Source organism: Paenibacillus sp. FSL P2-0173 (genome assembly GCF_038008045.1).
Taxonomy (GTDB): Bacteria; Bacillota; Bacilli; order Paenibacillales; family Paenibacillaceae; genus Paenibacillus; species Paenibacillus polymyxa_B.
The window spans coordinates 131,646-155,228 of the sequence record NZ_JBBOYK010000001.1 but is presented as its reverse complement, the minus strand read 5'-3'; the positions used below and the strand labels follow the sequence as shown (position 1 = coordinate 155,228).

Below are 23,583 nucleotides of genomic sequence, written 5' to 3'. Positions count from 1 at the left end.
TATAACAGGCATTATTCATTACTGGGTTCAAAAACAGGACCGTTTATCCATAGAAAAAATATCGAGCGTTCTTAGCGATATTCACTTCAAGAACGTTCAAGACTTATTTGCCGACGAACAAAACAGGGCTTAAATCGTCCAAGAACGATTTAAGCCCTACCCCATATCTAATTTACACCGATGACTGGCAGCTTGCCATCTCTCAACGATGCCAATGCTAAACTCGATTCTTGATCAGGTAAGTGTATGTTCTCTTAATCTTACGGCTGGGCCTTCATCCAGCGGCTACTCAAGGCAACAAACAAGGCAACGCAGAGAGAAACGCTGGCAGAAATCCAGAAGATGGCTCTGTAACCGGCGGAGTCTGCCACCAGGCCTAGAACGAGACTACCAATCACGGTTCCAAAATCGGACATGGAGATAAATAACCCCATCCATACTTTTCGACGTTCTTTTCCGAGTGTGATGCTCAGGTAAGCGGCAAGCACAGGATACACATTAGCTATGCCATAGCCGATCATCGCACCGCCCCCGTACAGCATCCATGCATTACCTGTTACTGGGGCAAAAGCTACAAGTGCCAGACCTATCGTGAGCGAAACCAACAGCATGCCGACATATACGGAATGCCAGTTCCCGTCCGAAGGCAGATTCTTACGGAAAGCAAATCTTGCTGTCACGATCACGCCCGATTGAATAGCAAAAAACACCCCCGCATTGCCGATTCCGGTCTGTATCACATACAAGGCAAGAAACGCCGTTACCGCGCCAAACCCAATCGTTGCGCTCATCATCACGAGGCTGCTTAGCATGAAGTGACGGTTCCAGAGCGTGGATCGTGCGCTTCTATCTATTTCATGCTTGGTTGTCGTTTGCTCCGCGGGACGCTTTGCCGCTTTGATGTGCTGCGTGGCTCTTCCTGTTCCATAGCCCGAGATGAGCGTCAATGCGCCCAAAACCAAAAGGCCTGCATAAAATCCGTTCAGTCCAGCTTTTTCCCAGGCGATCCATCCCAGTGCAGGCATCATAACCGAGGGTAGCAAACCAAACAACAAGTATAGAGATAATCCCTGAGCACGGTCACGCTCGGGCAACAGGTCCATAACAGCCATCTGCACGGTCAACGAAAAGAATGCGGCGACAGCGCCTTGCAAACCCCTGACAATAATGTAAGAAACGTTGCCTTGCCATACAAACAATAGCAAAACTAACAGATGCCCCGCCAGAATAAAACGTAGAATGCGGGCAATCCCGAATCGTTCAACGACGATTCCCGCCCATGGTCGCAGCAGCATGCTAACTAGCAAATACATCCCCACGATCATACCGATCTTGTCGTTTCCATAGCCAATGCTTTGCGTATAGAGAGGCAATATCATCTGAACGAAGGCGTTAGCACTATAAAACAAAAAAGTGAGGGTATATAGGCGTAGCAACACGGGGGAAAATGCACCGTTGCGAGCGTATGGCAAATCTTTGCTTCGATTCATGCCCAGGCGCCTTTACGCTGCCCTGCGTCAACATAGAAAGGCCTATCCTTCCGAATTGTACCCAACTCCGGATGTCCGGATAATGAGGCGTCTAACAACAGCTTAACTGCTGGTTCCCTGGATACCTTCATCTCGGCTATCGTCGAGAAGCTACCGCATAAGCTACCCTGATCTAATACAGTCCATCGGTCACATAGTGCAAAAGCAGCCTTCAGGTTGTGCGTGATGAATACGTAGGACATATCCCGTTGTTTCTTTAAATCGCGTAAAACATCGATAATATGTACCTGGTTGGCAATATCCAAGCTGCTGACAGCTTCATCGAGCACGATAAAGCTGGGTCTGGAGATCATGGCGCGTGCAATGTTAATGCGCTGTAGTTGTCCACCGCTGAATTGTCTTGGCAGCTTGTTCATGGCACTTGCAGGTAGTCCGACGATGTCCAAAGCTTCGCCGATGCGGTAATCCTTTTCCCCATTCGTTAGTCGCTCGAAATTGTCCAGGGGCTCCCCGATGATTTGTGCTGCCGTCATCTTGGGATTTACCGAAGAATAACAATCCTGAAATACGGCCTGTACATGCTTCCGTAACTGTTTCTTCGTTCGATTGTCACAAGCATACATATCCTTACCATCAATAAGTACTGAGCCCCGTTGAGGGCGCTGCAAGCCAAGCATGATTTTGCCGAGTGTACTCTTGCCTGCACCGCTCCCCCCCAACAAACCGATGCATTGTCCTGCCTCCAGCGTCATGGAGATATCCTTCACGACAGCTCCCTGCAACTTCTGTTTCGATTTCCACCAAGAGTTGTTCGCAGAATCATACGTGTGAGTGACGCCAGAAAGTTCTAGCAGTGCCATTATTCTTCCCTCCGTTCATTCATTCAACCGACTGCGTAGCAATTCTTGTGTATAGGAATGTTGTGGTCGATTGAATATGGATAATACGTCGTTATGTTCCACGATCCGTCCTTCATGCATCACGATGACCTCGTCTGCCATCTCTGCGATGACGTCAAGATCATGCGTAATAAGCAGGATGGCAACGTCCTGGTTCATCCGCAGTCTCTCTAGTTCCTCCAATACATGGTATTGATTAATGGTATCGAGGGCTGTGGTGGGCTCGTCCGCAATGACGATGGAGGGTGACAGACACATCGTTAGCGCAATCAACACGCGTTGCAGCATGCCTCCGCTAAGCTCGAACGGATATCGTTTGAGAAGTTCCAGCGGATCAGGCAGCCTTACACTTTCAAGTGCCTGCACAGCCAGTGTCAACGCATCCGTTTTACTACACCGGGCATGTGTGCGGATCGTTTCGACAAACTGGCTTCCGATGGTATGAACAGAAACCAGTGCATTCATTGGATCTTGAACAATATATCCAATATCATTTCCGCGAATGGTGCGTAACTGCTCTTCAGTCATGCCGTTCAGTTCATCACCTCTCAGTCTGATGCTGCCGTTTATGCGGATGGCAGGATCGAGTAGCTGAAGAATCGATCGGCAGGTTAGCGTTTTGCCGCTGCCACTCTGTCCTGCAAGACCTACGACGCGTCCAGGCTGCAACGAAAACGAAACATCATGCAGCAATCGTTGAGAAGCGCCGTCTTCGATCACATCGGCACAGACATTATGAAGTGCAAGCAATGGTTCAGGGGTTGCCGATCTGACGTGATGTTCTTCGAACATTGCGGGTGCTCCTCTCCTTCACTTTCTTTACGCCGAGCAGTTGGGAGAGCGACTCCCCCAGTACATTGAACGCGGTGACTACAAGTAAAATACACAATCCCGGATATAGCATTAGGGAAGGGTGTTCGCGCAAATAGCCGCGTCCTTCATTAATCATCGCTCCCCATTCCGCGGTAGGCGGCTGAATGCCGAGTCCCAGGAAGGAAAGAGCTGAAATATCCATGATGGCCCACCCCATCTCTAGCGTACCGATCACCACAATTTGCGGGAAAATATGCGGGAAAACGTGTCTTCTCAGGATCGCTAATCGGCTGGAACCGCAAATGAGGGCAGCCAGTAAATACGGCTCGGAACGCAGATGCAACACCAGACCCCGGGTCATACGTGCATAGTACACCCACTGTACCAGCAGCAGTGCAATAATGACCTGATATATCCCTGGTCCAAGCATACCAACGATGCCAAGCACAAGGACGAGGTTCGGAAATGCAAGCATGCCGTCACAAATCCGCATTAATAGCTGATCCAGCCAACCGCCTACGTAACCGGATAACATGCCAATCGATACACCAACCAGCACAGATATGGAAAAGACACCCAACACCAGTCCAAACGTACTCCGGACACCATAGATGAGTCTGGACAACACATCCCTGCCCAAATGGTCGGTACCCAGTAAATGCTCAGCCGAGGATGGAACGAGCTTGTCAGCCATTCGTATCTGATTCGGATCATGGGGAGCTATCCATGGAGCAAAGATAGCTGTTACTGCGCAAACACACAAAAAGAACAGGCACAAGCCTACGACCAGCCGCTTGCCAAAAAACAAACTTTTCAATTTCATATTCCTACCTGCTCCTTTCTTGCAAGGAAAGCCTCGGATCAGCAGCCATGTGCAGAAGATCGGTTAGGAGACTTGTACATAAGTAAAGACATGCAGCAAAAAAAACATAGCCCTGAATGACTGGTAAATCGCGGTTGAAAATGGATTCCACGAAAAACCGCCCCAAACCGGGCCAGGAGAATACTCGTTCTACCACAATCGTTCCCGTGATAAGCCTACCCAGATTCATACCGAATCCGGTAATGATGGGGAGGATGGCCAGTCGAACCACATGTCTGAGCATGATGCTGCGCGGCTTTAGTCCTCGTGTATGCGCATAGTCCACGTAAGCCTGCTTCATCTGCTCCAGAATACTCTCGCGAAACAGTCGGGCATAGGTTGCCACAAGTGCCAAAGAGAGAGTCAATGATGGTAAAATCAAATGCTGCCATGTGCCCTTTCCTTCCACGGGAAGCAAGTCCCCGTGGAGGGCAAACAGATAGATCAGTAAGTAACCCAGCATGAATTGCGGTAAGGATGCGCCGATGTAGGAAAGAATGCGCACCGCATAATCTACCCACCGCCCGGCGTGTACGGCCGAGAGATACCCTAGTGTGACAACAGCTACGAAAGCGATCAACATACTGCTCCCCGTCAACTGCAACGTTGCGGGCAACCGTTGCCAAATCTCTCCCCAGACAGACTTGGAGGACAGGTACGACGTCCCGAGGTCTAGCTGTAGCATGCGAACAGCAGATTGAACGTACTGAGACATAAAGGGATCGTCCAGCCCCAGTTCTCCCCTCTTCTCCTGTAGCATTTGCTCGTTAGGCTTGATATGAGCTGCCGAGAAGTACGCCTCGGCCGGATCAACCGGAGAGAGCCTCATTAGCACAAAAGCTACGAAGGTGGCGAACAGCACGAGTGGAACCAGCGTCAGTGCTCTTCTAAAAATATAACCTGCCATGAGTGGCCCTTCCTTTTCTTTATTTTAGGTGAATGCTATTAAATGGATGATCCCATCTGCTCTCCGGAAATGAAACGTTATCCAGTGTTTTCTGGTATACGTTATATTGACGAATATAGGACAGGGGTATAATAACCGATTCTTCCTGAACTTTTCGTAAAATCTGATCATAAAGCTCTTGTCTCTGTTTCTCGTCAACGGAAGCCAGTACTTGCCTGATCTGTTCGTCAAGCTCTGCCTTGCCTTCAATATTGAGATGTGCCTCTGCAACGCCAAAGGTAGGCTCCGCTACCGCATTGACCAATGTATGTGGATCGTAAGGCACTCCGGAGTTGAACCAAAAGTTCATGTCATAGTCTCCCTCACGGAAACGTTTGGTCTGTTCGGTCAGCTCAAGTCCCGTCAACTGAAGTTCAACGCCAAGTCCAGCCCATTCGGCCTGAAGTGTCTCGCCCATCGCTTTCTGGATGCGGTCAGTTGTATCGTACATCAGCTCAAACGACAGCTTCTCGCCATCCTTTTCCCTGGTACCGCCCGATGCCGGAACCTTCCATCCTGCCTCGTCCAGATAAGCTGCTGCTTTGGAGGCATCGTATGCAAATCCAGGGAACGTCTGGCTAACGTAAGGATAATCGGTCGTTAGCACCTGCGTCGCAGGCTGTTCCACGTCAGACGTGATGCCTTTGACCATCGCAGCCTTGTCAAATCCGTGATGCAATGCAAGCCTTACTCGCATATCCGTCAGCTTTTCATTCTGCGTATTCAGGATTAAGTTTCGCGTGCCCAACGGGCCCGATACTTCCGTTTCGAATGCATCGTTCTTTTGCAGGCGCGTGAATTCGTCAAGGCTAATGGAACCCTCTCCGAAAATGAGATCAAGATCGCCTTTCTCGAAGGCTAGTACCCGAGTTTCGGCATCCGGTATGATGCGGACCGTGATCTTGTCCAGTTCAGGCTGTTCGCCCCAATAGTTCGGGTTTTTCACGAATACGCTGTATTCATCCTGCTTGTATTCTTCAAGCATCCATGGCCCCGTGCCGATGGGAGACTGAATGCTTTCCAGCGTATTGTCCCCTTCCGGGAAGCCTGCATCGGCCAAGAAGCGGAATGGACGCACGGTCGTTAAGTCCTGCAAAACCGGATAGTACGGCTCTGACATGACAAGCTTGACGGTGTACTCGTCAACAAGCTCGAGGTGATCCAGCAATTTGGCCGTTCCCAGCCAGCTATGCGTCGTCTTGTTTTGCAGGATCGCGTCTATGTTACGCTTGACGCTAGCGGCGTTGAACGGTGTTCCGTCCGAGTATTGGACGTCCTCCCGAAGATGGAAAGTATATTCTTTGCCGTCCTCGCTAATCTCCCAACTGGTGGCCAAATGAGGCTTGATTTTTCCCCCTTCGCCGTACTCAACCAGCGGTTCGTAAATCATGGATTGTGAGAACAGCTGTGATGGATAGTACGCGTGCGGATTAGATGGACCCAAATCCCTCATCCATGAAACCGTTATTTCTTTAGCTCTTTCCTGTTCCCCGTTAGCTGACGCAGATGGTGCTGCCTCCTCTATTTTGGAACATGCCGCTGTCACAGCAAGCAGAAGCATAAATAGCATGACAAGTATGCCTTGGAACATTTTTCTCTTTCGCATGGTAAAGCCCCCTAAAACATTAATGAGAATGAAAATCATCTTCAATTTATGTTAAGGAGTTTGGTATGATTGAACAATGGATATATTTCTGATTTTTTATAGCACAAAAAACAGAACCGGGCTTGCGACAATTGACTTGTCTATGCATGTCTTGCTTGGAACCGCGGTTCAAAATACATTTGGTTAAGGAGCACAACATGGAACGTTCAACAATTGACGGAAAAGAAATTTCCTTTTTGCCGAATGAAGGATACGACATATACATCCCTCAAAGCGTGAGCCTTTTCCGCAGGCTGTCCTGCAAACAGCTTATCCCGAGCTCGCCTGGGGCGCATCGCCTCGTCGTGTTTAAGTCGACATCCGGTGTGTTGCACTTGAGGAAGCATTTCGTGCAGACCGAAAAAAACGATGTCTTACTGCTTGCACCTGATGCGCAGGCCAGCATTCAATTCGTCGATCCGCACGAAGAAACATTGGGGGCTTCATCGTCCGCCACGCAGCTGAATACCGCGGCGGCCATCGTCATCGTGTTCAGTGTATACCGGCTTGGAGAGTCGAAACCAGCCAATGAATTACTGTCCATGATTCCGTACGAGACGCGCATGAACATTACTGACGAATCAAGGTTACTTGATTTGGCAGGAACGCTCGACCTCTCATTGAAGCGCCCCACTCCCGTCCCCGAAGAGTCGAGATTGAAACAGCAGATTGCGTTGCAGGAACTACTCCTGTTCCTGATGGAAAACATTCGACGGAATACGGAAATATCCGATAACATTCAAGCGGTGAAGCATACAGTCACTTATATCGAATCTCACTATCAGCAAAACATTACGGCCCGCCAGTTGTACAGCATCGCAGGTGTGGCTAAATGGCAATACAGTACCTTATTCAAGTCCATTACAGGAAAAAAACCGTTGGACTACGTGTTGGATATTCGTATGAAACACGCCAAGCGGCTGTTGTTACAGACCGAGGACACGATTGCACAGATTGCCCAAGCCGTGGGATTCAAGGATGAGAGTTACTTTGCGCGCAAGTTTAGACAAACGGAAGGGATCACTCCCCGCCAGTACGAGGAGGCTGCTTCAGTCAGCTCATCTCCCGTGCTCATGCCCGAGGTTCCTTACAAACGGATCGTTGCCGTTGGTTATTCGCTGGGCGATCTATTGTCCTTGGGTATCACGCCGATAGGCGCAGATGTGGAGATCATAGGTAAAAGAGGTCTGTACTGGGATTCCATCAATGGTATTGAGGATATTGGATTACTGGGTGAACCGGGCAAAATACGTAAGCTTCTTCCTGACCTGATCATTCATTCTGGTTTCCGTCAAGATTGGATCGAAGAATTGGCATCCATTGCCCCAACCGTGCTCATCGATCGCTATGAACACGTCTATTCAAGAATCATGCAAACAGCAGAGCTAATGAACCGGCAGAAGCTTGCACAACAATGGATTTATCGGCATCGCGCTGCAAGTAAACAAATGTGGATAGGCCTGGCGAAGCATATGGATGTTAAGCAAACAGCAGCTGTGTTTTCCATCGTTGAGGGCAATCTCTACATCATGAGCATGAAAGGCTTTGCAGTTACTGTATACCACCCTGACGGCATGCAGCCTCCTCCGAAGGTGAAGGAACTAATCCGGGCAGGCATTCCTTTTCAACTGACGCGACCGGAACATGCCTGTAGCTATGAAGCCGATACCCATTTTATTCTCATGGATAACGATCCCCGTACGATCCGGTTATACAGAAGACTGATGCAGTTACCATACTGGAACTCGAAAAGCATCGACCGTATTATTCTTACCGAGAACAAGTACAATTTCGATGATCCGCTCACGATGGACAGATTGTTGCTAGAGCTTCCTCAGATGATTCTGAAGAAAAGTCACTAATGACCACATTGATTTCTCCACGCCAAAAATAGGGATGTAATCAATCGCCTCTTACTACGATTGGTTACATCCCTATCCCCTACAGCGTCATATCCTGCAGCCACTGCAAAACAAGCAATCATACTTCCAATATTACCGACTCCAATAAATCCAATGGTTTTTTTCATATGTCAATGTTCCTCGTCTGATGTTTGTTCACTGTAAGTTTTTTATTGATTATCTTGGCTTGGGACAAGAACTGTACCGATAAAATAAAAAAGCCGATAAAATAGCGACTTTCAATGGGACCTTGTTCTTGTCCCTCGACATCCTTGTAGTATGTATTCAGATAATATTCGCGCAAATCTCGGGGATCTGCGGTGACTAGTGTTTCCTTATTCGATCGCAAAAAACGAGAAAAACGATATGCAGCTCACATTCATGATAATGATATCTAAATATAACTAAAAAATGACGGGATCGTGTGTCAACGCTCCTGTCATTTTATAACATTATTTTTGACATTACATCTCTTTCAATTGAATATTACTTTAACCTTGCAAGGATCTTACTTCGATGATTATATATTTTGAAGCATGTGTGCTCGTTAAACAGTGGATTAGAAGCCTGCCGTCCAACCCGCGTCTGCAGCTATAACAGCCCCGTTCACAAAGCTCGATTCGTCTGATGCCAGGAAAAGGGCTACTTTTGCGATTTCTTCCGCCTGCCCTACGCGAGGAATTACGCCTTGTGTAACCTTCGTTCGGGACGCGCCAAACTCATTTAAGTTATGAATCGTTGAAGTAATGTTTGTGGCTGTCGCTCCTGGCGCAATGGCATTGCATCGGATACCTTTTTGAGCATACATGAACCCCGTGTTTTTCGTAATACCGATTACCGCATGCTTTGAGGCAGTGTAAGCAGCGCCCGCATGCGCGCCGCTGAAGCCGCCCGTAGATGCCGTATTTATAATCACTCCATTCCCTTTATCCAGGAAGATCGGGATAACTTTTCGAATCGAACGCATAACGCTTTTTGTGTTAACATCGAATATAAAATCCCATGTCTCGTCGTCCACATCTCCTACAGGCGCCATGTTATCCATAACGCCCGCATTGTTAACTAAAATATCGAGAGTTCCGAATTCATTAACAGCAGTATCGATCATAGCATGAATATCATTTAAATCAGCAACATTGGTTTTTACTGCGACGGCGGTTCCGCCAGCTGATTTAATTCCTGCTGCAACCGATTCAGCTCCTTCAATGTTCAGGTCTGAAACAATAACACTTGCGCCTTCTTTTGCAAATAATTCTGCAATTGCTTTCCCCATTCCTGATGCTGAGCCTGTAATGACCGCAACTTTTCCTCCCAAACGCATGAAAAATCCCTCCAATGTTTTTTTGAACAACCGTTCATCTGAAGTATGGATCAAATTCTAAATCAAAGTCAATTGTACGAAAGTACACGCCCGAACGGGGGATTCTCAAGAACGAGCACCTCAAAAGGCTGCCTCATGAAAGTCCCTGAAGAACTGTGTAGGTGATTAGTTCACGTATTGGAGCTAGTCTGATGAATCTTTTCGAAGGAGTTTAACGATTAGTGTCAGGTCAATTTTTAGGGATTGATCCAGGTGATGCGGTTAGTTACAGCAACAAAGGATTTATGTTCAGAAACTTATTGCATCTGACTGGTCTTTACATAACTAAGTGATATTCCAGAGTGATACTTTTTGAAGTTTTCCCAACAACTAAATTAATCATTAATGATCTTAGGTCCTATAAACCAAAAGAGTGTATAAGATGAAAAACTGACGCCGTTTAGACCAGCTCCAACCATGCCTACTTCAGCAAGCATCTTACCAGCCAAATTCGCTCTCAGCCTTTCAAAAAAAGAATAAGCACTTTATCCGGAATATCAATTACGAGCAGGTCTGGAATAAGATAAATAGTTTTTGTATTTTTTTAATCTTTCAGGCAACTCGCCAGCCTTGGAATTAGGTTTTAATGAAACTTTATATAATTCATCCGCATGCTCGAATTTCCCGGAGATTAGAACATGAGAATGCGCTCTATCTTCTTCCGCGACATTGAATTTAACTTTGCCCTGTTCAACCTCCAAAGTGCCCTTTACACCGCAAATTCCGCATATTGCAGGATAATTATCATCATGATTCCTGATTTCAACGAGTTTGGAATGACAGATTGGACATAAACCAGATTCGCCAATATATTTCGCTTCCGTATTCGGGTTCATTAGTGTTTCAGCCACATGACGACCAGATTGCCTAGCTCTGTTCAATTCATTTTCCTTGAAGACTACTGATCCAGGCAAGCCAACCCAATTGACCAGCATTTTGTCTACAACATTGATTTGCATCGGCAGCGTGAAAAGATGGAGCATTGGCAGTGCAAGTGTGTCCCACTCACTCCCTCCTACAGCTATAAGAGAAGCCACTCTTTGCTTAAAGCTTCTTTCATCTGGGCCTTTACCAGTAGTTATTCCTCTTTCTTCGCGTTGCTTCTTGGCAATCATTCGGAAGGCAATGTCATGGGAAGGGCCCATCCGGTCATTCAGAGTCTTCAACAGTCCACTCGGACTCTTCTCATAAATGGCTGAGCTCACAATTAACCCGTCGCATTCCATTATTTTTTCTTCAATAAATCCATAATCATCGTTCTTTATCACACAATCTCCTGAGCCACACTTTTCAAGCAGGCTGACTACACAAGCATTACAACCGGTGCAAGGTTTAATTTGCAGGTCATTAAGACGTATAAGCTCTACCTCGGCACCCAGTTCTTCAGCACCCATCAGAGCTTCCTTGACAAGGATTTCTGAATTACTCATCCTTCTACCGCAACTGATCCCTAAAATTTTCATTAATATCCTCCTGCAATTTGTATTTGTTAGGCATAGATCCTGAAGCAAATCCATGCGAGAGTTTCAGCTTTCTCCACTAATTTCGCATAAATTTGCTCACATAATTCCGAAACTATTCCCTCACAGAGTTTTGATTTTAAACAATATTACTCATTTTTTGATTAAAGTGTTATTTATTGCAGCGCGTAATAATTTCAGTATATATAATGAAAGCGTTATATCCTATGTGCTGGAATTTAAACCAGGGCCGATATAGTGACGATATTTTGTAATATTGCACAAGGATTAAAAAGCTTTTGGAGGCTGCTCTCGTGAAAATTCAAAAAATAATCAGAAAACTTAGCGACTGTTATCTTTCCTTGCCCGAAGAGGCCATGCAAACAAAAGAAATCAGTGAATTTACTATCCTGCGGTTGAGTTCCGTTTTCCAGGCTGACACCGCTTATATAGGCAATCTTTCGGATTTGCCAAAGGACTTTCCTACAGACACTCCTCTTTTCTGCATTCAGGATTGTGATGCACTTGTAGACTCTTATACTTGCCTTACCCTTCTGCCAAATGGACTGGACCTGCTGGATCTTTCGGGAAAGATTTCATCTATACTTGCTCATGAGAATCGGCTCATTGAGCATATGCACACTCTGATATCCGCACTTTACTCAAACAAAGGTTTGCAATACTTGACAAACGAGGCCTCACGCATCTTTGGTAATCCGGTAATCATTGTCGACGCAGGCTATAAGTTACTCGCTATGTGTCAGGCCCCCATCCCCAGCCGACCTGATATCGAACAGCAGCGAAATTTGGGTTATATTCTTGACAATAATATTGAGAGCATGAAGAAATCCAATCTGTACGAATTAACCCGTATGGCTCTTACTCCTTATTATTCACGCGATCCCGAGACCAACGACTGTTGGATAACAGCTTTTGTGTACGTACATGGTATAGAATTCGCGCAGGTCAGTGTTATGGAACTGGATCGTAAATTTACAGATATTGATTTTGAACTCGTACAATTTCTTTGTGAGTTGGTTTCGGTAGAATTGCAAAAGAACGACTTTTATAATTGCAATCAAGGAATGATGCATAGTTTTTTGCTTTCCGAACTGCTTACAGGCGAGCTCAATGATGCTAATGTCATCGCAATGCGACTGGCTCATCTGGAATGGACGCTTACACCTTACCTGAGAGTGATGACCTTGACAGACCTGAAGAACGGCTTTTTTGACGGGAAAGTTCAGTTGGTTGCACAGCATATGATCCAATTACTTCCGGATAGCCGTTGGATCGTATATCAGGGACGTATTGTATTTCTCATTTCCCTCGTTGATTCATCCTGTAAAATCATTGCTGAAGACAAACGAATTCTGGAATTTCTCCAAGTAAACGGCCTAACTACTTCGCTGAGTGACTGCTTTAGTCATTTAACCTTTTTGCGAAAATATTATAAGCAATGCCTAACCGCCATCGAGATTGGTTTCCAACTTAATTCTAACAAGCCAGTATATATGTATGAGGACTATCTCTGCGAGCATATTGGAAAGATCATATCGGAACAGAACGATCTCGCTGACTTCTGCCATCCAGTTATCCAAAAGTTAATTGCTTATGACAATGCCCACAAAACAAGTTTGCTACCTACCCTTGAAGCCTATCTTCAATATGTGGACACTCCAAATATTGCTGCTAAAACACTTTTTATTCATAGAAATACTTTGTTCTATCGAATCAACAGGATGCGTGAGCTTTTCGAGATTGATCTAAGCGATGGTGATATTCGTCTGAAACTTCAAATGACTCTTCATTTTCTAAAACTGAAAACACAACGCGGCGATCCTAAAGATCAGAGTATAGAAGGGTAAGCAAATGCAAAAAAACATGCAGACAAAATTTCTTATCGATACTTTGTCTGCACGCTGGTCTTTTCTTTCTATTTTTAAATTTAATGATAGCCCATAAGCATTCAGATAGTTCGCTGCTGTTCTAAGATGACCAGTATGTCTAATTCCATCATTAATCAGCTTACCAGCTTTAGGCCAACTGCTGAACCGAGTACCATCGCAATGAACAGAATTCTCGCGGTATTACGCGGTTCACTGTAAAAGATCATGCCCAATATGGCCCCGCCAGAAGCCCCAATACCGGTCCAGACAGCGTAGGCCGTTCCCATGGGTAGTGTTTCCATGGCCAGGGATAGAAACAAGAAGCTCAATCCAAAGCCTGCAAGCAAGTAAAAAGCAGACAGGAAATTCCGATCTTTATGGAGCTTATTAATCATAAGAACTCCCATCATCTCAAATACGCCTGCCAAAATTAGAAATACCCAGTTCATACGTCAGTGCACCTCTTTTCCTTGTTTCTTCTCTTTGCTCTGTATTTTGAGCCCTACAACTCCGAGCAGAAGCACCCCGATTAGCAACAATTTAGATCCCTGTACCTCAGCATCAAACAACAAAATTTCTGCCAATACAGTGCCGGCCGTTCCCAACCCGACAAACACTGCATACACCGTACCTACCGGAAGCGTACGGGAAGCCATAATCATGAGTATGAAACTTACTAAAATTCCAACTAAAGTGCCCCCCCACTCTAACCATCCGCTGGCATGTTTCAGGCCGATGACCCATCCAACTTCAAATAATGCCGCAATTACAACAGATAACCATGTCTTGTTCATTCTGTGCTTCCTCCTTTTTGATAATGCTGCAAATGTAGTATGGATTTATAGCAGCAATAAAAAAAGCCTGAGAGAATACTGCATACAGCAGTTTTTCTCCCAGGCTTTTATCCCTCCGTGGCACAGTACGACGACTGTGAGTTTTCTCTCGGACCAGCCGATATTACATCGCGGAACCCTAGAAAACATTTTTGAATTCAATTATAGTTAACATTATACACATTAGTTAATAAATCACAATATAAAATTAATAAGAATTCGTATATCATCCTAAACTTATATTATTGTTTTGGTCATTATGAAATCAATTTGTTCTTCATCACCCATATAAAAAGAGTGTGCGCCAGTTTGAACAAACCCCATTTTCTTATAAAAAGCAATGGCGTTTTCATTTTTTTCCCATACACCGAGCCAGATCTTCTTTTTATTATGTTCAATCGCAATTTCCATAGCTTTATTTAGCAGATATTTGCCAAGCCCATGTTTTTGAGATTTGTTTTTTATATAAATCCTCTCAATTTCGAGCGACTCATCACCCATTTTTTCGGATTGGGCATCATTCATATTTACCTTTAAGTATCCAGCAAGTTCTTCATTAAAATAGATGAAAAAGATTTCTGAAGAGTCGTTGGACAATTCCTCCTCCAACTGCTTATAGTTAAATGCTCTTTCTAGATAAGCTTTCATATTTTCAGGTGAATTCTGATCTTTAAAAGTATCATTAAATGTTTCAATACTTATTTCTTGGAGTATTTGTAAATCTTCACGGTTGCACTTTATTATTTTTACAGTCACTTAATGTATCGCTCCTTCATGTAAATCAATAATTTCTCTTGTTCCCCTTTTTTACAAATTCCCAGTCTTCCCCTATATTTTCTCTCACTCTTTGAAGAAGATTGAAAATGGTTTCTACTTCTCTTTCCGAAAATCCCTCTAATGCAACGTTATTGGAATAATCATTTTCTCTTTTTATAAAAGGATAAACATTGTTCCCTTTATCTGTTGGATAGAGTTTTTTAATTTTTTGGTTATGGTTATCTTCTTTCTTTTCAATAAATCCATTAATTACAAGTTTTTTTATAGCACGAGATGCAGTTGTTCGATCTACTTTTATCATCTCAGCTAACTTTTCTTGAATGATTCCTGGGTTTTCACATATTCTCACAAGGTACAAATACTGCCCTTTTGTAAGGTCATATTCTTTAAATTCGATATTACTTATAGAATCTAATGCCCTTGCGATCATTCCAATTTCACGAAGTACTTCCTTCATAGTTAACTCCTTCGCACCTATTTTATTGCAAATGCAATAAAAATGATATATATTGAATTTACCTTATTTTTATTGCATTTGCAACAAAAAAATATATTAAAGAGGTCGAGTAAAGTGAAATATATTTTTTTTGTATTAGGAATTTTTATATTATCCCTTGGAATTTCGTTCACTATACAATCAGACCTTGGGACTTCGCCTTTTGATGCACTTTTAGTAGGACTGTCCATAAATGTGGGGCTTACTGTGGGAAGTTGGGAAATCATAATAGCTATAATATTGATATGTTGTAATTCGCTTTTGAAAAGACAAAGACCAGAAGTTTTGGGGTTGTTAACAGCATTTATAACGGGTATTGGTATTGATATGTGGCTTTTTTTATTACACAATTTGATAGCACCTGAACTATGGTACAGCAAAGTTGTTTGTTTTGGAATTGGTTTAGTTGTTGTAGGATTAGGAACTGCAACATATTTACAGACAAATTTTGCACCAATTCCAGTTGACCGATTAACATTAATCATACAAGAATTAACTAGAACAAATCTATTTTTTTCGAGAACACTCATCTATCTTATATTCTTGATCATAGCAGTCATTTTAAATGGACCCATTGGCATTGGAACTTTGTTAACCGTTTGTTTAGGGGGGCTAATACTCAATTACTTTATGCCACTTACTGAAAAAGTACTTGACCGCATATTAACACACTCTGATACATCACTAAATCATGAGAAACATAAAAAGCATTCTATATAGAATGCTTTTTATGTTTCTCAATTAACCTGATCTGTTAAAAGATGTAATATCCAAGTTGACACTGAAGCTTGATGCTCATATCTCTTTGTTTCGATCTTAAGTTTGTCTAGAAGAATTGGTACTGTTATTTGTCTCTCAATTGGTACTTTAATTGTGTCTAATTCATTTTTATAATGTGTTTGTATTTTGAAGGTCAATTAATAAAGGAGTGTAGCTTTATGTTCTGTGGATTATCTGCTTTTCCACTCACCCCAGTTAACGAGGCAGGTATTAACGAAAAAGCATTTGTGACACTAATTCAACGATTAGTTGCAGCTGGTGTAGACTCAATTGGTGCATTGGGTTCAACTGGAAATTATGCATATCTTAATCGAGAAGAACGTTTACGTGTGCTTCGACTTGCTGTCCATTCATCTGAGGGGATTCCCGTGATGACAAGTATAAGTGCGATTCGTACTTCTGAAGTACTTCGATTAGCGGAAGATGCACAAAGAGCAGGAGCAAGCGCAGTGCTGTTAGCTCCTGTTTCTTACCAGGCATTAACAAATGAAGAGGTATATTCGTTGTATGAACAGGTGACAAGCTCGCTCTCTATTCCGCTCTGCGTATATGATAATCCGGGGACTACACATTTTCATTTCAGTGATGAGTTGCACGGTCGGATTGCTGAGCTGCCTAACGTTCGTTCTATCAAGATTCCTGGAGTGCCTTCTGATCCTGAAGCAGCCAAGGCACGCATTAGAAAACTGCGAACGGCCATTCCTCCCCATGTAACTATAGGAGTAAGTGGAGACTCATCCGCAGTCACTGGCTTGGATGCAGGCTGTGAAGTATGGTACTCAGTTCTTGGTGGTTTGTTTCCAAGGGCGTGCCAAAAAATGACCCGTTTGGCCCAGTCCGGTTTTGCTGAAGAAGCGAAACAACTCTCGGCGCTACTTGAACCGCTTTGGTCGTTATTTCGTCAATATGGCAGCCTTCGCGTTATTTCAGCAGCAGCAGAAATAAGTGGCTTGATCTCAAGTCCCAGTCTTCCTTTGCCCTTACAACCATTGAATCAATCAGCTAGAGAACACTTGAAATTCATACTAAAGGATCTTCAGTCTACAGAAACATTCTGTTCACCATTCGGCTAATACCTTTTCGAAGGGGAGACTACTAAGCACGTTTGCATTAAAATTTTTCGTTATGAGTGTTGGAGGAACAACAGATGTGGTTCACATTTGCAATTGGTGCTGAACGTGTTCTAGAGGCTTTGAATTACATTGTCCTAGAAGCAAACTCATTACCTCTCGAAGTCGATAAGGCTATTTCGAGACCTTATTGTCCAATACTTTGCTGAACTACCCAAGCATTCGTAATTTCTTAATCCTTTTCTTCGTTAGCAACAGAACTATCTACTAAAAAAAGCCAGCTATAATAGCTATAGCTGGCTGTTATACGTTTTTTCAATTTACTTCCAAGATCAAATCCATGCTGTCCTGTGTTAAACCAAATTTGAAGATGAAACGCTAGGTTTTGCAGGAATCACATGTAATAACTGTTTTGAATTTGGATCCTCCAGATTCACATGCACTTGATCATAATTAAATGAATTCGTAACAATAACCATTACCGTAGGATCATAACCCGCAGCCTTAATTTGCTCCAAGTTAAACTCAACTAATTTGTCATCAATGCCAATTCTATCATTTTCCTTAACCAATGGTTTAAAGTGTTGTCCCTTTAATTTCACAGTATTAATACCGATATGAATCAAAAGTTCTATACCGGAATCAGATACAATGCCAATCGCATGCCCGGTTTTGTACACGCTGCTTACCGTTCCGTTTACCGGAGCTGTAACAATTCCGCTAATTGGAACAATCCCTGCTCCTTTACCCATCGCTTCAGAAGCAAACACCTCATCGCTTACACTGCTTAAAGGAACAATTTGGCCATTCACAGGTACCACAACCTCGTTTGGATTTGCTTGATCACTCAAATTCGTCACACTCTTATTCGAAACACCGAAGAAATAAGTTAAAATGACGGCTCCAAAGAATGCAACAATCAATCCGATGACTTCTCCAATGAAACCTTGGCCTAAATAAGTTGGAATAGCCAACAAGCTAGGAAATGTAAATGTGGATGCATGTACTTCAAACGATCCAATGACAGCACCTCCAATACCAGCAGCGATCATTGCACAGTAGAATGGACGCTTTAATTTAAGGGTTACGCCGTAAATTGCCGGTTCAGTGATACCAAAAATGGCTGTGATTGCTGCAGAACCCGATAGGCCTTTGATTCTGGCATCCTTGGTTTTCAAAAATACGCCTAGAGCAGCACCTGCTTGAGAAAGTACGGCTGCACATACAATCGGCAACCATTGGTCGTATCCTTGATTAGCGACATTGTTTATCATCAGCGTAATCAGCGCCCAATGGACTCCGAAAATGACAATCGACTGATGGAACGCTCCTAAAACCAACCCAGCAAGTAATGGGGAGAAACCAAAGATTGCTAACAATACCATGGCGAACAGGTCACTGATCTTTGTGCCTAGAGGGCCGATAACACCCAAAGTTAAAGGCAACATAATCACTAGAGAAACCAGAGGGGTTAGCATATTACGAATTGATTCCGGAAAGAATTTGTTCAACAAAGGTTCCAAGTAAGAGAGGCCCCAAATCGACAACAGAATGGGAAACACAGACGCCGTATACGTAATTGGTATGATCGGTATGCCAAAGAAATCAATCGTTTGTGAATTGGATACGATCTCTACTAAAGACGGATGAATGAGTGCACCAGCTAACGAAACGGCTACGAATGGGTTGACTTTAAGCTTCTTGGCCGCAGTAAATGCCAAGAAAATCGGCAAAAAATAGAAAATGGCATCACTTGCTGCATTCCATATTTTATACGCACCACTGTCAGTCGATATCCAGTTCATTGTTGTAAATAAAGCTAGAATGCCTTTCAAAATTCCGGATCCAGCCAAGGCTCCCAGAAATGGCGTAAATACGGCCGAAACAAAATCCATCAACTGACTGACAGGATTAAATTTCCCAGTTCTTTTTTCTGAAGCGCTTTCATTGTTGCTAGAAGCATGTAATGCCATTCCAGGTAATGATGTTAGTGCATCATAGACTTGAGCAACGGAATTACCAACAACCACCTGATACTGTCCGGCACTATTGACGACGGTAATGACCCCATCTGTGTTTTCAATCTTTTTGGTATCTGCAGTACTCACATCATTTAATTTAAATCTCAATCTAGTGGCACAATGCCACACCGCATTTACATTCTCTTTTCCTCCTACGCCATCCAGAATATCCTTTGCCAATTTTTGATAACTCATAGTTGTCCCCCCTATTATAAATGCCCGGACCATTTTCCACATACCGTACTACTGAAACGATACAAAATGATCCGGGGGTGCCTTCATCATTTAGTGATTCTCATCCTAATCGTTGGTGGTTCTATGAAGATCCTCGCCGTTTGTATCAATAACTTGCTTATACCAGTAAAAACTATCTTTATAATGGAATTGCCCATTTCCATTACCTTCATCATCATAGTCCACATAAATAAAGCCATATCTTTTGCTCATTTCAGCAGTACCTGCACTGATGATGTCGAAAGGGGCCCAGGTACAATAGGCAAAAACATCTGCCCCTTCATGTATTGCCTCTTTCAGTGCTGCAATATGCTCCTGGTGGTATTCGATGCGATAATCGTCATGAACTTTATTGTCCGCTGTTAAAACATCTTTAAATCCAAGACCATTTTCAGCCACCATCATGGGAACATGATACCTGTCCCAATACTTAGACATGCAGAGATATAATCCTGAAGCATTTATAGACCAGCCCCAGCGATTCGCTTTCAAATGGGGATTTTTGACGGTAGAATTAGGGTCCATCGTATTCTCACTAGCTTTAACAGTATTTGACCAGTAATAAGAGACTGCAAGGAAATCGGCTGTATTGTTCCAAAGCAACTCTTTCTCCGATTCCGTAATTTCCAGCTGGATGTCATGGTCTTCGAAATACGTCAATGCATATTCTGGATACTCTCCTCGAATCAGAACATCGCTGTAGAAATATTGCATTCGATTCCGTCTGAAATTCAGTTCGACATCTGCAGGTTCACATGAATAAGGGGCGGTTAACGTATCGGCCAACATCATTCCCATTTGAAGGGATGGATTTAGCTTGTGGCCAAACTCAGTAATCTTTGCAGAAGCTACGAATTGGTGATGAACCGCTTGAAACTGAGACTGCTCGTAATGATCAACTTTATCTTTCAGTATGCCAAGGGAGGCAAATGCCTCTTTGTGGACAAGGTTAATTTGATTGATAATGATCCAATATTTAACGGTTTGATGATATCTTTGCAGGACGGTTTCCCCATACTTCACGAAGAAATCAATCAGTTTCGGGTTTGTCCAACCGCCATATTGCTCAACCAAATTTAAAGGCATTTCATAATGGAAAATCGTGACGATTGGCTCAATATTTTTTTCTTTCATGTACTCAAATAATCGATCATAGAAGGCCAAACCCTGCTCGTTTGGAGCGGTATCATCTCCATTCGGAAAAATCCTGCTCCAAGAAATAGACAACCGCAACGTTTTTACATGCATGTCTGCTAACGCATCGATATACTCACGGTATCGTTCGTAGAAATGTACTCCTTGGCGCTTAGGGAAATAGTATGTCCCATGTTTGTATTTTTCGTATGTTTCTGAATCCATGTTATTAAAATGTAGATCAATAGGATCAGCTCCTGGAATAAACGGCTGAATATCAGCGGTACTTAACCCTCTTCCATCCCTGCGATGTGCACCTTCTACTTGATTAGCAGCAATAGCCCCTCCCCACAGAAAGTCTTTTCTTATTTTGCTCATGTACGTTTCCCCCAAATGTATTTAAAATTTTTGTACGATAAAGACTCCTGCAATAACCAAAAGAGCTCCCAATAATCGAGGAATATTCAAAGTGTGCATACTAGCACCAATTAATCCAAAATGATCAATGATCACCGACACGATTATTTGTCCAGCTAAAACGTATCCAACCGTAGCTGCTACTCCTATTCTGGGCATGAGAATGGTTGTCGCCAATACATAGAAAGCACCCAGTAGTCCTCCTGTCCACATCCACCAGGGAGCTTCAAACCATTCTTTTTTGAACAACGATCCTTTTACAAAAAAAGATATGATTATTAATGAGATGGCACCTACTGTAAAAGAAATGGCCGAAGCAACAATAGGTGATCCCACCACTGTCCTTAGCTGCGCATTAACACTAAATTGTGTAGGCAAGGCCATTCCTGCCAATAATGCGAAAATTATGAATATGATAGCCATGTATTTTCCCCTTTCTCTTACTTTGATCAATTAGCCAATCTGAAATTGAACGAAGTGCTTCAATAAATCGTTTATCCGATTTTAGAACCACGAGAAAAGAAAATACCAAAAGAACGGTTTCAAGTGTGTCCATTGCAAAAGTAATCCCGCCTCACAGTATTATCCCCTCTCAAATTCTGAAGATTGAATATCTCCTACAGATGAGTCAATAATATATCTTAAATATGGGAATACTAGATTGATCACCTTCTCAATTTATCGATTAATCATTGACAACCCGAGTATAATTCACGCAGTATAATAAGTAAAATTAATAATAAGTATAGGAGGTATACTAAATACTTATATGGATATTAATTATGAACTCTATAAGATCTTCTATATCACAGTAAAAGCTGGAAGTATGTCTAATGCGGCAAAGGAACTATTTACATCACAATCGGCAGTTAGTCAGTCCATAAAACTGCTTGAAAATAAGCTAGGTGGACAGTTGTTCCATAGAAGGGCACAAGGAGTGTCCCTTACTGCGGAAGGAGAGATATTATATCAATATGTAGAACAAAGCTATGAGTTATTACAGGCGGCTGAAAGAAAATTTTTGGAATTAAGGAATTTAGATGCTGGCCAACTAAGAATAGCCGTAAGCACAACAGCTTGTAGTAACTTCTTGATGCAATACCTAGAGACATTCTCCTTGGCTTACCCTAATATCGAGATTTATATCAAAGATCAATCTACTCATTCTACAATTAAGCAGCTAGAGTCAGGCGAAGTTGACATAGGAATCATCAATCTGAACGGAAGCAGAGATTCTCTGACGGTGATTGGAAAAATAGAAATACAAGATTGTTTTGTAGTAGGTGAGAGATTTAAAGAAATATGTGATAAACCAATATTCTTAAAAGAACTAGTAGTAAATTACCCGATCATTCTCATGCAGAAAGGACTTAATACAAGAAAATATATTGACAACTTTTTCACTTCATATGGCTTAAAAGTAATACCTAAAATAGAACTGAGTACCATGGAACTGTTAATTGAGTTTGCTAAAAAAGGTTTGGGCATATCGTGTGTAATCGAGGATTTTGTTCGCAGCGATTTGGATCAACAACAGCTATTCATAGTGCCCATCCAAGAAATCATACCTAAAAGGTTTTTAAGTATTGCTATCAAAAAAGACTTGCCCCTTTCTTCAGCAGCTCAGAAGTTTATTGAGCTTTTTCAAAGCTGCACAGTATAAATTTATAAATTGGGTTATCTATTAAAGAATTGTCTAAAAAAAGCTCACTAAGGGCTTCTTATTTGACAGTCAACGAACCTCGCTTCAACCGCTCCAGAATGAGGTCGTCTGCTCCTGCGACAACTGGATGGTCGGTATAGTGAGCATTAAATAGGTAGATATCTAATCGGCAATGGAATAATCAAGTTCTTGTCCTTGGCTCGGAGCATGAACTTGATTTCTTAAAACAAAAAAGCCGTCATTTAGGCGGCTCCTAATGCAACATGGCTTTTGGCATCCGACATTTTTTTATTAACTCAAAGCTCAAGTTTACCAACCAATTTTTTTGAATCAATCTCCGCGTTCCGACATGACGTACCAACCGCAGTGCCCTTCGGCTGTTTAAAGTATAAATTTTTAGAAAATTCATAACTTTGGAACTATTTTTTTTCACAAAATTTAATGAACCGAAAACACAAAATAGCAAGTCTCTAAGTTGCAAGAGACTTGCTATTTTTAAGTTTTGGCGACTTGACCCTTAAGAATGAAGTGAATACTGCCACAGCGAACGTACCGAAAACATTTGTTGTGTGATGTATACTGTGTACGAATCGAATCGTTTTTGTTGCCGAGCGCATCACAACCGAGTGAGCTTCTACCCTGTGACCAGACAGGAAACGAACCCTTTGAAACCACTCACCAGATATCCTGATAAGCCCTCGTAAATCACGGCTTTTAGATGACAAGGGATTGCCGCACCTGTTCACATAACCGATTTAAAATGGTGTGCGTCATGTAGAAAAATTCTTGGTAATTGGATGGCTGCGTTTATGGATTTTCTAATTTATTGCTAGCAAAACTTTGGATTAGAAGGATCGTAAATTATGATCTGAAGATTGTTGAGAATTAATGAT

Annotated in this window: 21 protein-coding genes and 1 riboswitch; of the genes, 5 read left to right on the top strand and 16 right to left on the bottom strand. The window is 42.9% G+C overall.

Annotation, left to right across the window (positions count from 1 at the left end; genetic code table 11):
• Window positions 1-260 precede the first annotated feature (260 nt).
• From cntE to nikA, 6 genes are read right to left on the bottom strand one after another with little or no spacing between them, the layout of a single operon-like run.
• Complete coding sequence (gene cntE / locus MKX30_RS00510; protein WP_023988654.1) at window positions 261-1,490, bottom strand: staphylopine family metallophore export MFS transporter CntE; 1,230 nt, start codon at window positions 1,488-1,490, stop codon at window positions 261-263.
• The gene (locus tag MKX30_RS00505; RefSeq protein WP_023988653.1) at window positions 1,487-2,350 is read right to left on the bottom strand and encodes an ATP-binding cassette domain-containing protein; all 864 of its coding nucleotides are present in this window, start codon (window positions 2,348-2,350) and stop codon (window positions 1,487-1,489) included. The genes cntE and MKX30_RS00505 overlap by 4 nt, the downstream gene beginning before the upstream one ends.
• A 15-nt stretch (window positions 2,351-2,365) precedes the next feature.
• Entirely contained in the window at window positions 2,366-3,181 is an 816-nt protein-coding gene (locus MKX30_RS00500; RefSeq protein WP_339202207.1) for an ABC transporter ATP-binding protein, read from the bottom strand.
• Window positions 3,144-4,025, bottom strand: a complete 882-nt coding sequence (gene nikC, locus MKX30_RS00495; RefSeq protein ID WP_339202205.1) for a nickel transporter permease — start codon at window positions 4,023-4,025, stop codon at window positions 3,144-3,146. Before nikC ends, MKX30_RS00500 begins: the two co-directional genes overlap by 38 nt.
• Window positions 4,026-4,029: 4 nt before the next feature.
• Window positions 4,030-4,971: an ABC transporter permease subunit gene (locus MKX30_RS00490; RefSeq protein ID WP_023988650.1), complete on the bottom strand. Its 942-nt coding sequence runs from the start codon at window positions 4,969-4,971 to the stop codon at window positions 4,030-4,032.
• Between the two features lie 19 nt (window positions 4,972-4,990).
• Window positions 4,991-6,616: a nickel ABC transporter substrate-binding protein gene (gene nikA, locus MKX30_RS00485; protein ID WP_341062284.1), complete on the bottom strand. Its 1,626-nt coding sequence runs from the start codon at window positions 6,614-6,616 to the stop codon at window positions 4,991-4,993.
• Window positions 6,617-6,813: 197 nt separating this feature from the next.
• Here nikA and MKX30_RS00480 point away from each other — a divergent pair, with 197 nt between their 5' ends.
• A complete protein-coding gene (locus MKX30_RS00480; RefSeq protein ID WP_068938413.1) occupies window positions 6,814-8,517 on the top strand; it encodes a helix-turn-helix domain-containing protein in 1,704 nt (567 codons plus the stop codon).
• Here the strand turns inward: MKX30_RS00480 and MKX30_RS00475 are convergent.
• From MKX30_RS00475 to MKX30_RS00465, 3 genes are all read right to left on the bottom strand, one after another.
• A complete protein-coding gene (locus MKX30_RS00475) occupies window positions 8,514-8,684 on the bottom strand; it encodes a hypothetical protein (RefSeq protein WP_155613676.1) in 171 nt (56 codons plus the stop codon). The two genes, MKX30_RS00480 and MKX30_RS00475, sit on opposite strands and share 4 nt — an antisense overlap.
• 431 nt (window positions 8,685-9,115) lie before the next feature.
• The gene (locus tag MKX30_RS00470) at window positions 9,116-9,877 is read right to left on the bottom strand and encodes an SDR family oxidoreductase (protein ID WP_028541265.1); all 762 of its coding nucleotides are present in this window, start codon (window positions 9,875-9,877) and stop codon (window positions 9,116-9,118) included.
• Between the two features lie 536 nt (window positions 9,878-10,413).
• Window positions 10,414-11,379 carry a flavodoxin family protein gene (locus MKX30_RS00465; protein WP_068938415.1) on the bottom strand — a complete coding sequence of 322 codons (966 nt, stop codon included), beginning with the start codon at window positions 11,377-11,379 and terminating at the stop codon, window positions 10,414-10,416.
• A 311-nt stretch (window positions 11,380-11,690) separates the two neighbouring features.
• Here MKX30_RS00465 and MKX30_RS00460 point away from each other — a divergent pair, with 311 nt between their 5' ends.
• A complete protein-coding gene (locus MKX30_RS00460) occupies window positions 11,691-13,244 on the top strand; it encodes a PucR family transcriptional regulator (protein WP_341062282.1) in 1,554 nt (517 codons plus the stop codon).
• Window positions 13,245-13,399: 155 nt separating this feature from the next.
• Here MKX30_RS00460 and MKX30_RS00455 read toward each other — a convergent pair whose 3' ends face one another.
• The 4 genes from MKX30_RS00455 to MKX30_RS00440 form a co-directional block, all read right to left on the bottom strand.
• A complete protein-coding gene (locus tag MKX30_RS00455; RefSeq protein WP_023988641.1) occupies window positions 13,400-13,714 on the bottom strand; it encodes a DMT family transporter in 315 nt (104 codons plus the stop codon).
• Between the two features lie 3 nt (window positions 13,715-13,717).
• Complete coding sequence (locus tag MKX30_RS00450) at window positions 13,718-14,059, bottom strand: DMT family transporter (RefSeq protein WP_023988640.1); 342 nt, start codon at window positions 14,057-14,059, stop codon at window positions 13,718-13,720.
• Window positions 14,060-14,153: 94 nt separating this feature from the next.
• Window positions 14,154-14,252: riboswitch (guanidine-I (ykkC/yxkD leader) on the bottom strand.
• A gap of 83 nt (window positions 14,253-14,335) precedes the next feature.
• Window positions 14,336-14,854, bottom strand: coding sequence for a GNAT family N-acetyltransferase (locus MKX30_RS00445; RefSeq protein WP_023988639.1), 519 nt, complete (start codon window positions 14,852-14,854; stop codon window positions 14,336-14,338).
• A 25-nt stretch (window positions 14,855-14,879) separates the two neighbouring features.
• The gene (locus MKX30_RS00440; RefSeq protein WP_023988638.1) at window positions 14,880-15,332 is read right to left on the bottom strand and encodes a MarR family winged helix-turn-helix transcriptional regulator; all 453 of its coding nucleotides are present in this window, start codon (window positions 15,330-15,332) and stop codon (window positions 14,880-14,882) included.
• Between the two features lie 114 nt (window positions 15,333-15,446).
• Here MKX30_RS00440 and MKX30_RS00435 point away from each other — a divergent pair, with 114 nt between their 5' ends.
• Both MKX30_RS00435 and MKX30_RS00430 read left to right on the top strand, forming a co-directional pair.
• Window positions 15,447-16,091, top strand: a complete 645-nt coding sequence (locus MKX30_RS00435; protein ID WP_023988637.1) for a YczE/YyaS/YitT family protein — start codon at window positions 15,447-15,449, stop codon at window positions 16,089-16,091.
• Between the two features lie 218 nt (window positions 16,092-16,309).
• Window positions 16,310-17,224, top strand: coding sequence for a dihydrodipicolinate synthase family protein (locus MKX30_RS00430; protein ID WP_023988636.1), 915 nt, complete (start codon window positions 16,310-16,312; stop codon window positions 17,222-17,224).
• Window positions 17,225-17,574: 350 nt separating this feature from the next.
• Here the strand turns inward: MKX30_RS00430 and MKX30_RS00425 are convergent, their stop codons facing one another.
• The 3 genes from MKX30_RS00425 to MKX30_RS00415 form a co-directional block, all read right to left on the bottom strand.
• Complete coding sequence (locus MKX30_RS00425) at window positions 17,575-19,437, bottom strand: beta-glucoside-specific PTS transporter subunit IIABC (protein ID WP_341062280.1); 1,863 nt, start codon at window positions 19,435-19,437, stop codon at window positions 17,575-17,577.
• 105 nt (window positions 19,438-19,542) lie between these two features.
• Window positions 19,543-20,988 (bottom strand): glycoside hydrolase family 1 protein, encoded by a 1,446-nt coding sequence (locus MKX30_RS00420; protein WP_028541273.1) that lies wholly within the window; start codon window positions 20,986-20,988, stop codon window positions 19,543-19,545.
• Window positions 20,989-21,009: 21 nt separating this feature from the next.
• Complete coding sequence (locus tag MKX30_RS00415) at window positions 21,010-21,450, bottom strand: DMT family transporter (protein ID WP_023988632.1); 441 nt, start codon at window positions 21,448-21,450, stop codon at window positions 21,010-21,012.
• Between the two features lie 346 nt (window positions 21,451-21,796).
• Here MKX30_RS00415 and MKX30_RS00410 point away from each other — a divergent pair, with 346 nt between their 5' ends.
• Complete coding sequence (locus MKX30_RS00410) at window positions 21,797-22,690, top strand: LysR family transcriptional regulator (protein WP_023988631.1); 894 nt, start codon at window positions 21,797-21,799, stop codon at window positions 22,688-22,690.
• Window positions 22,691-23,583 lie beyond the last annotated feature (893 nt).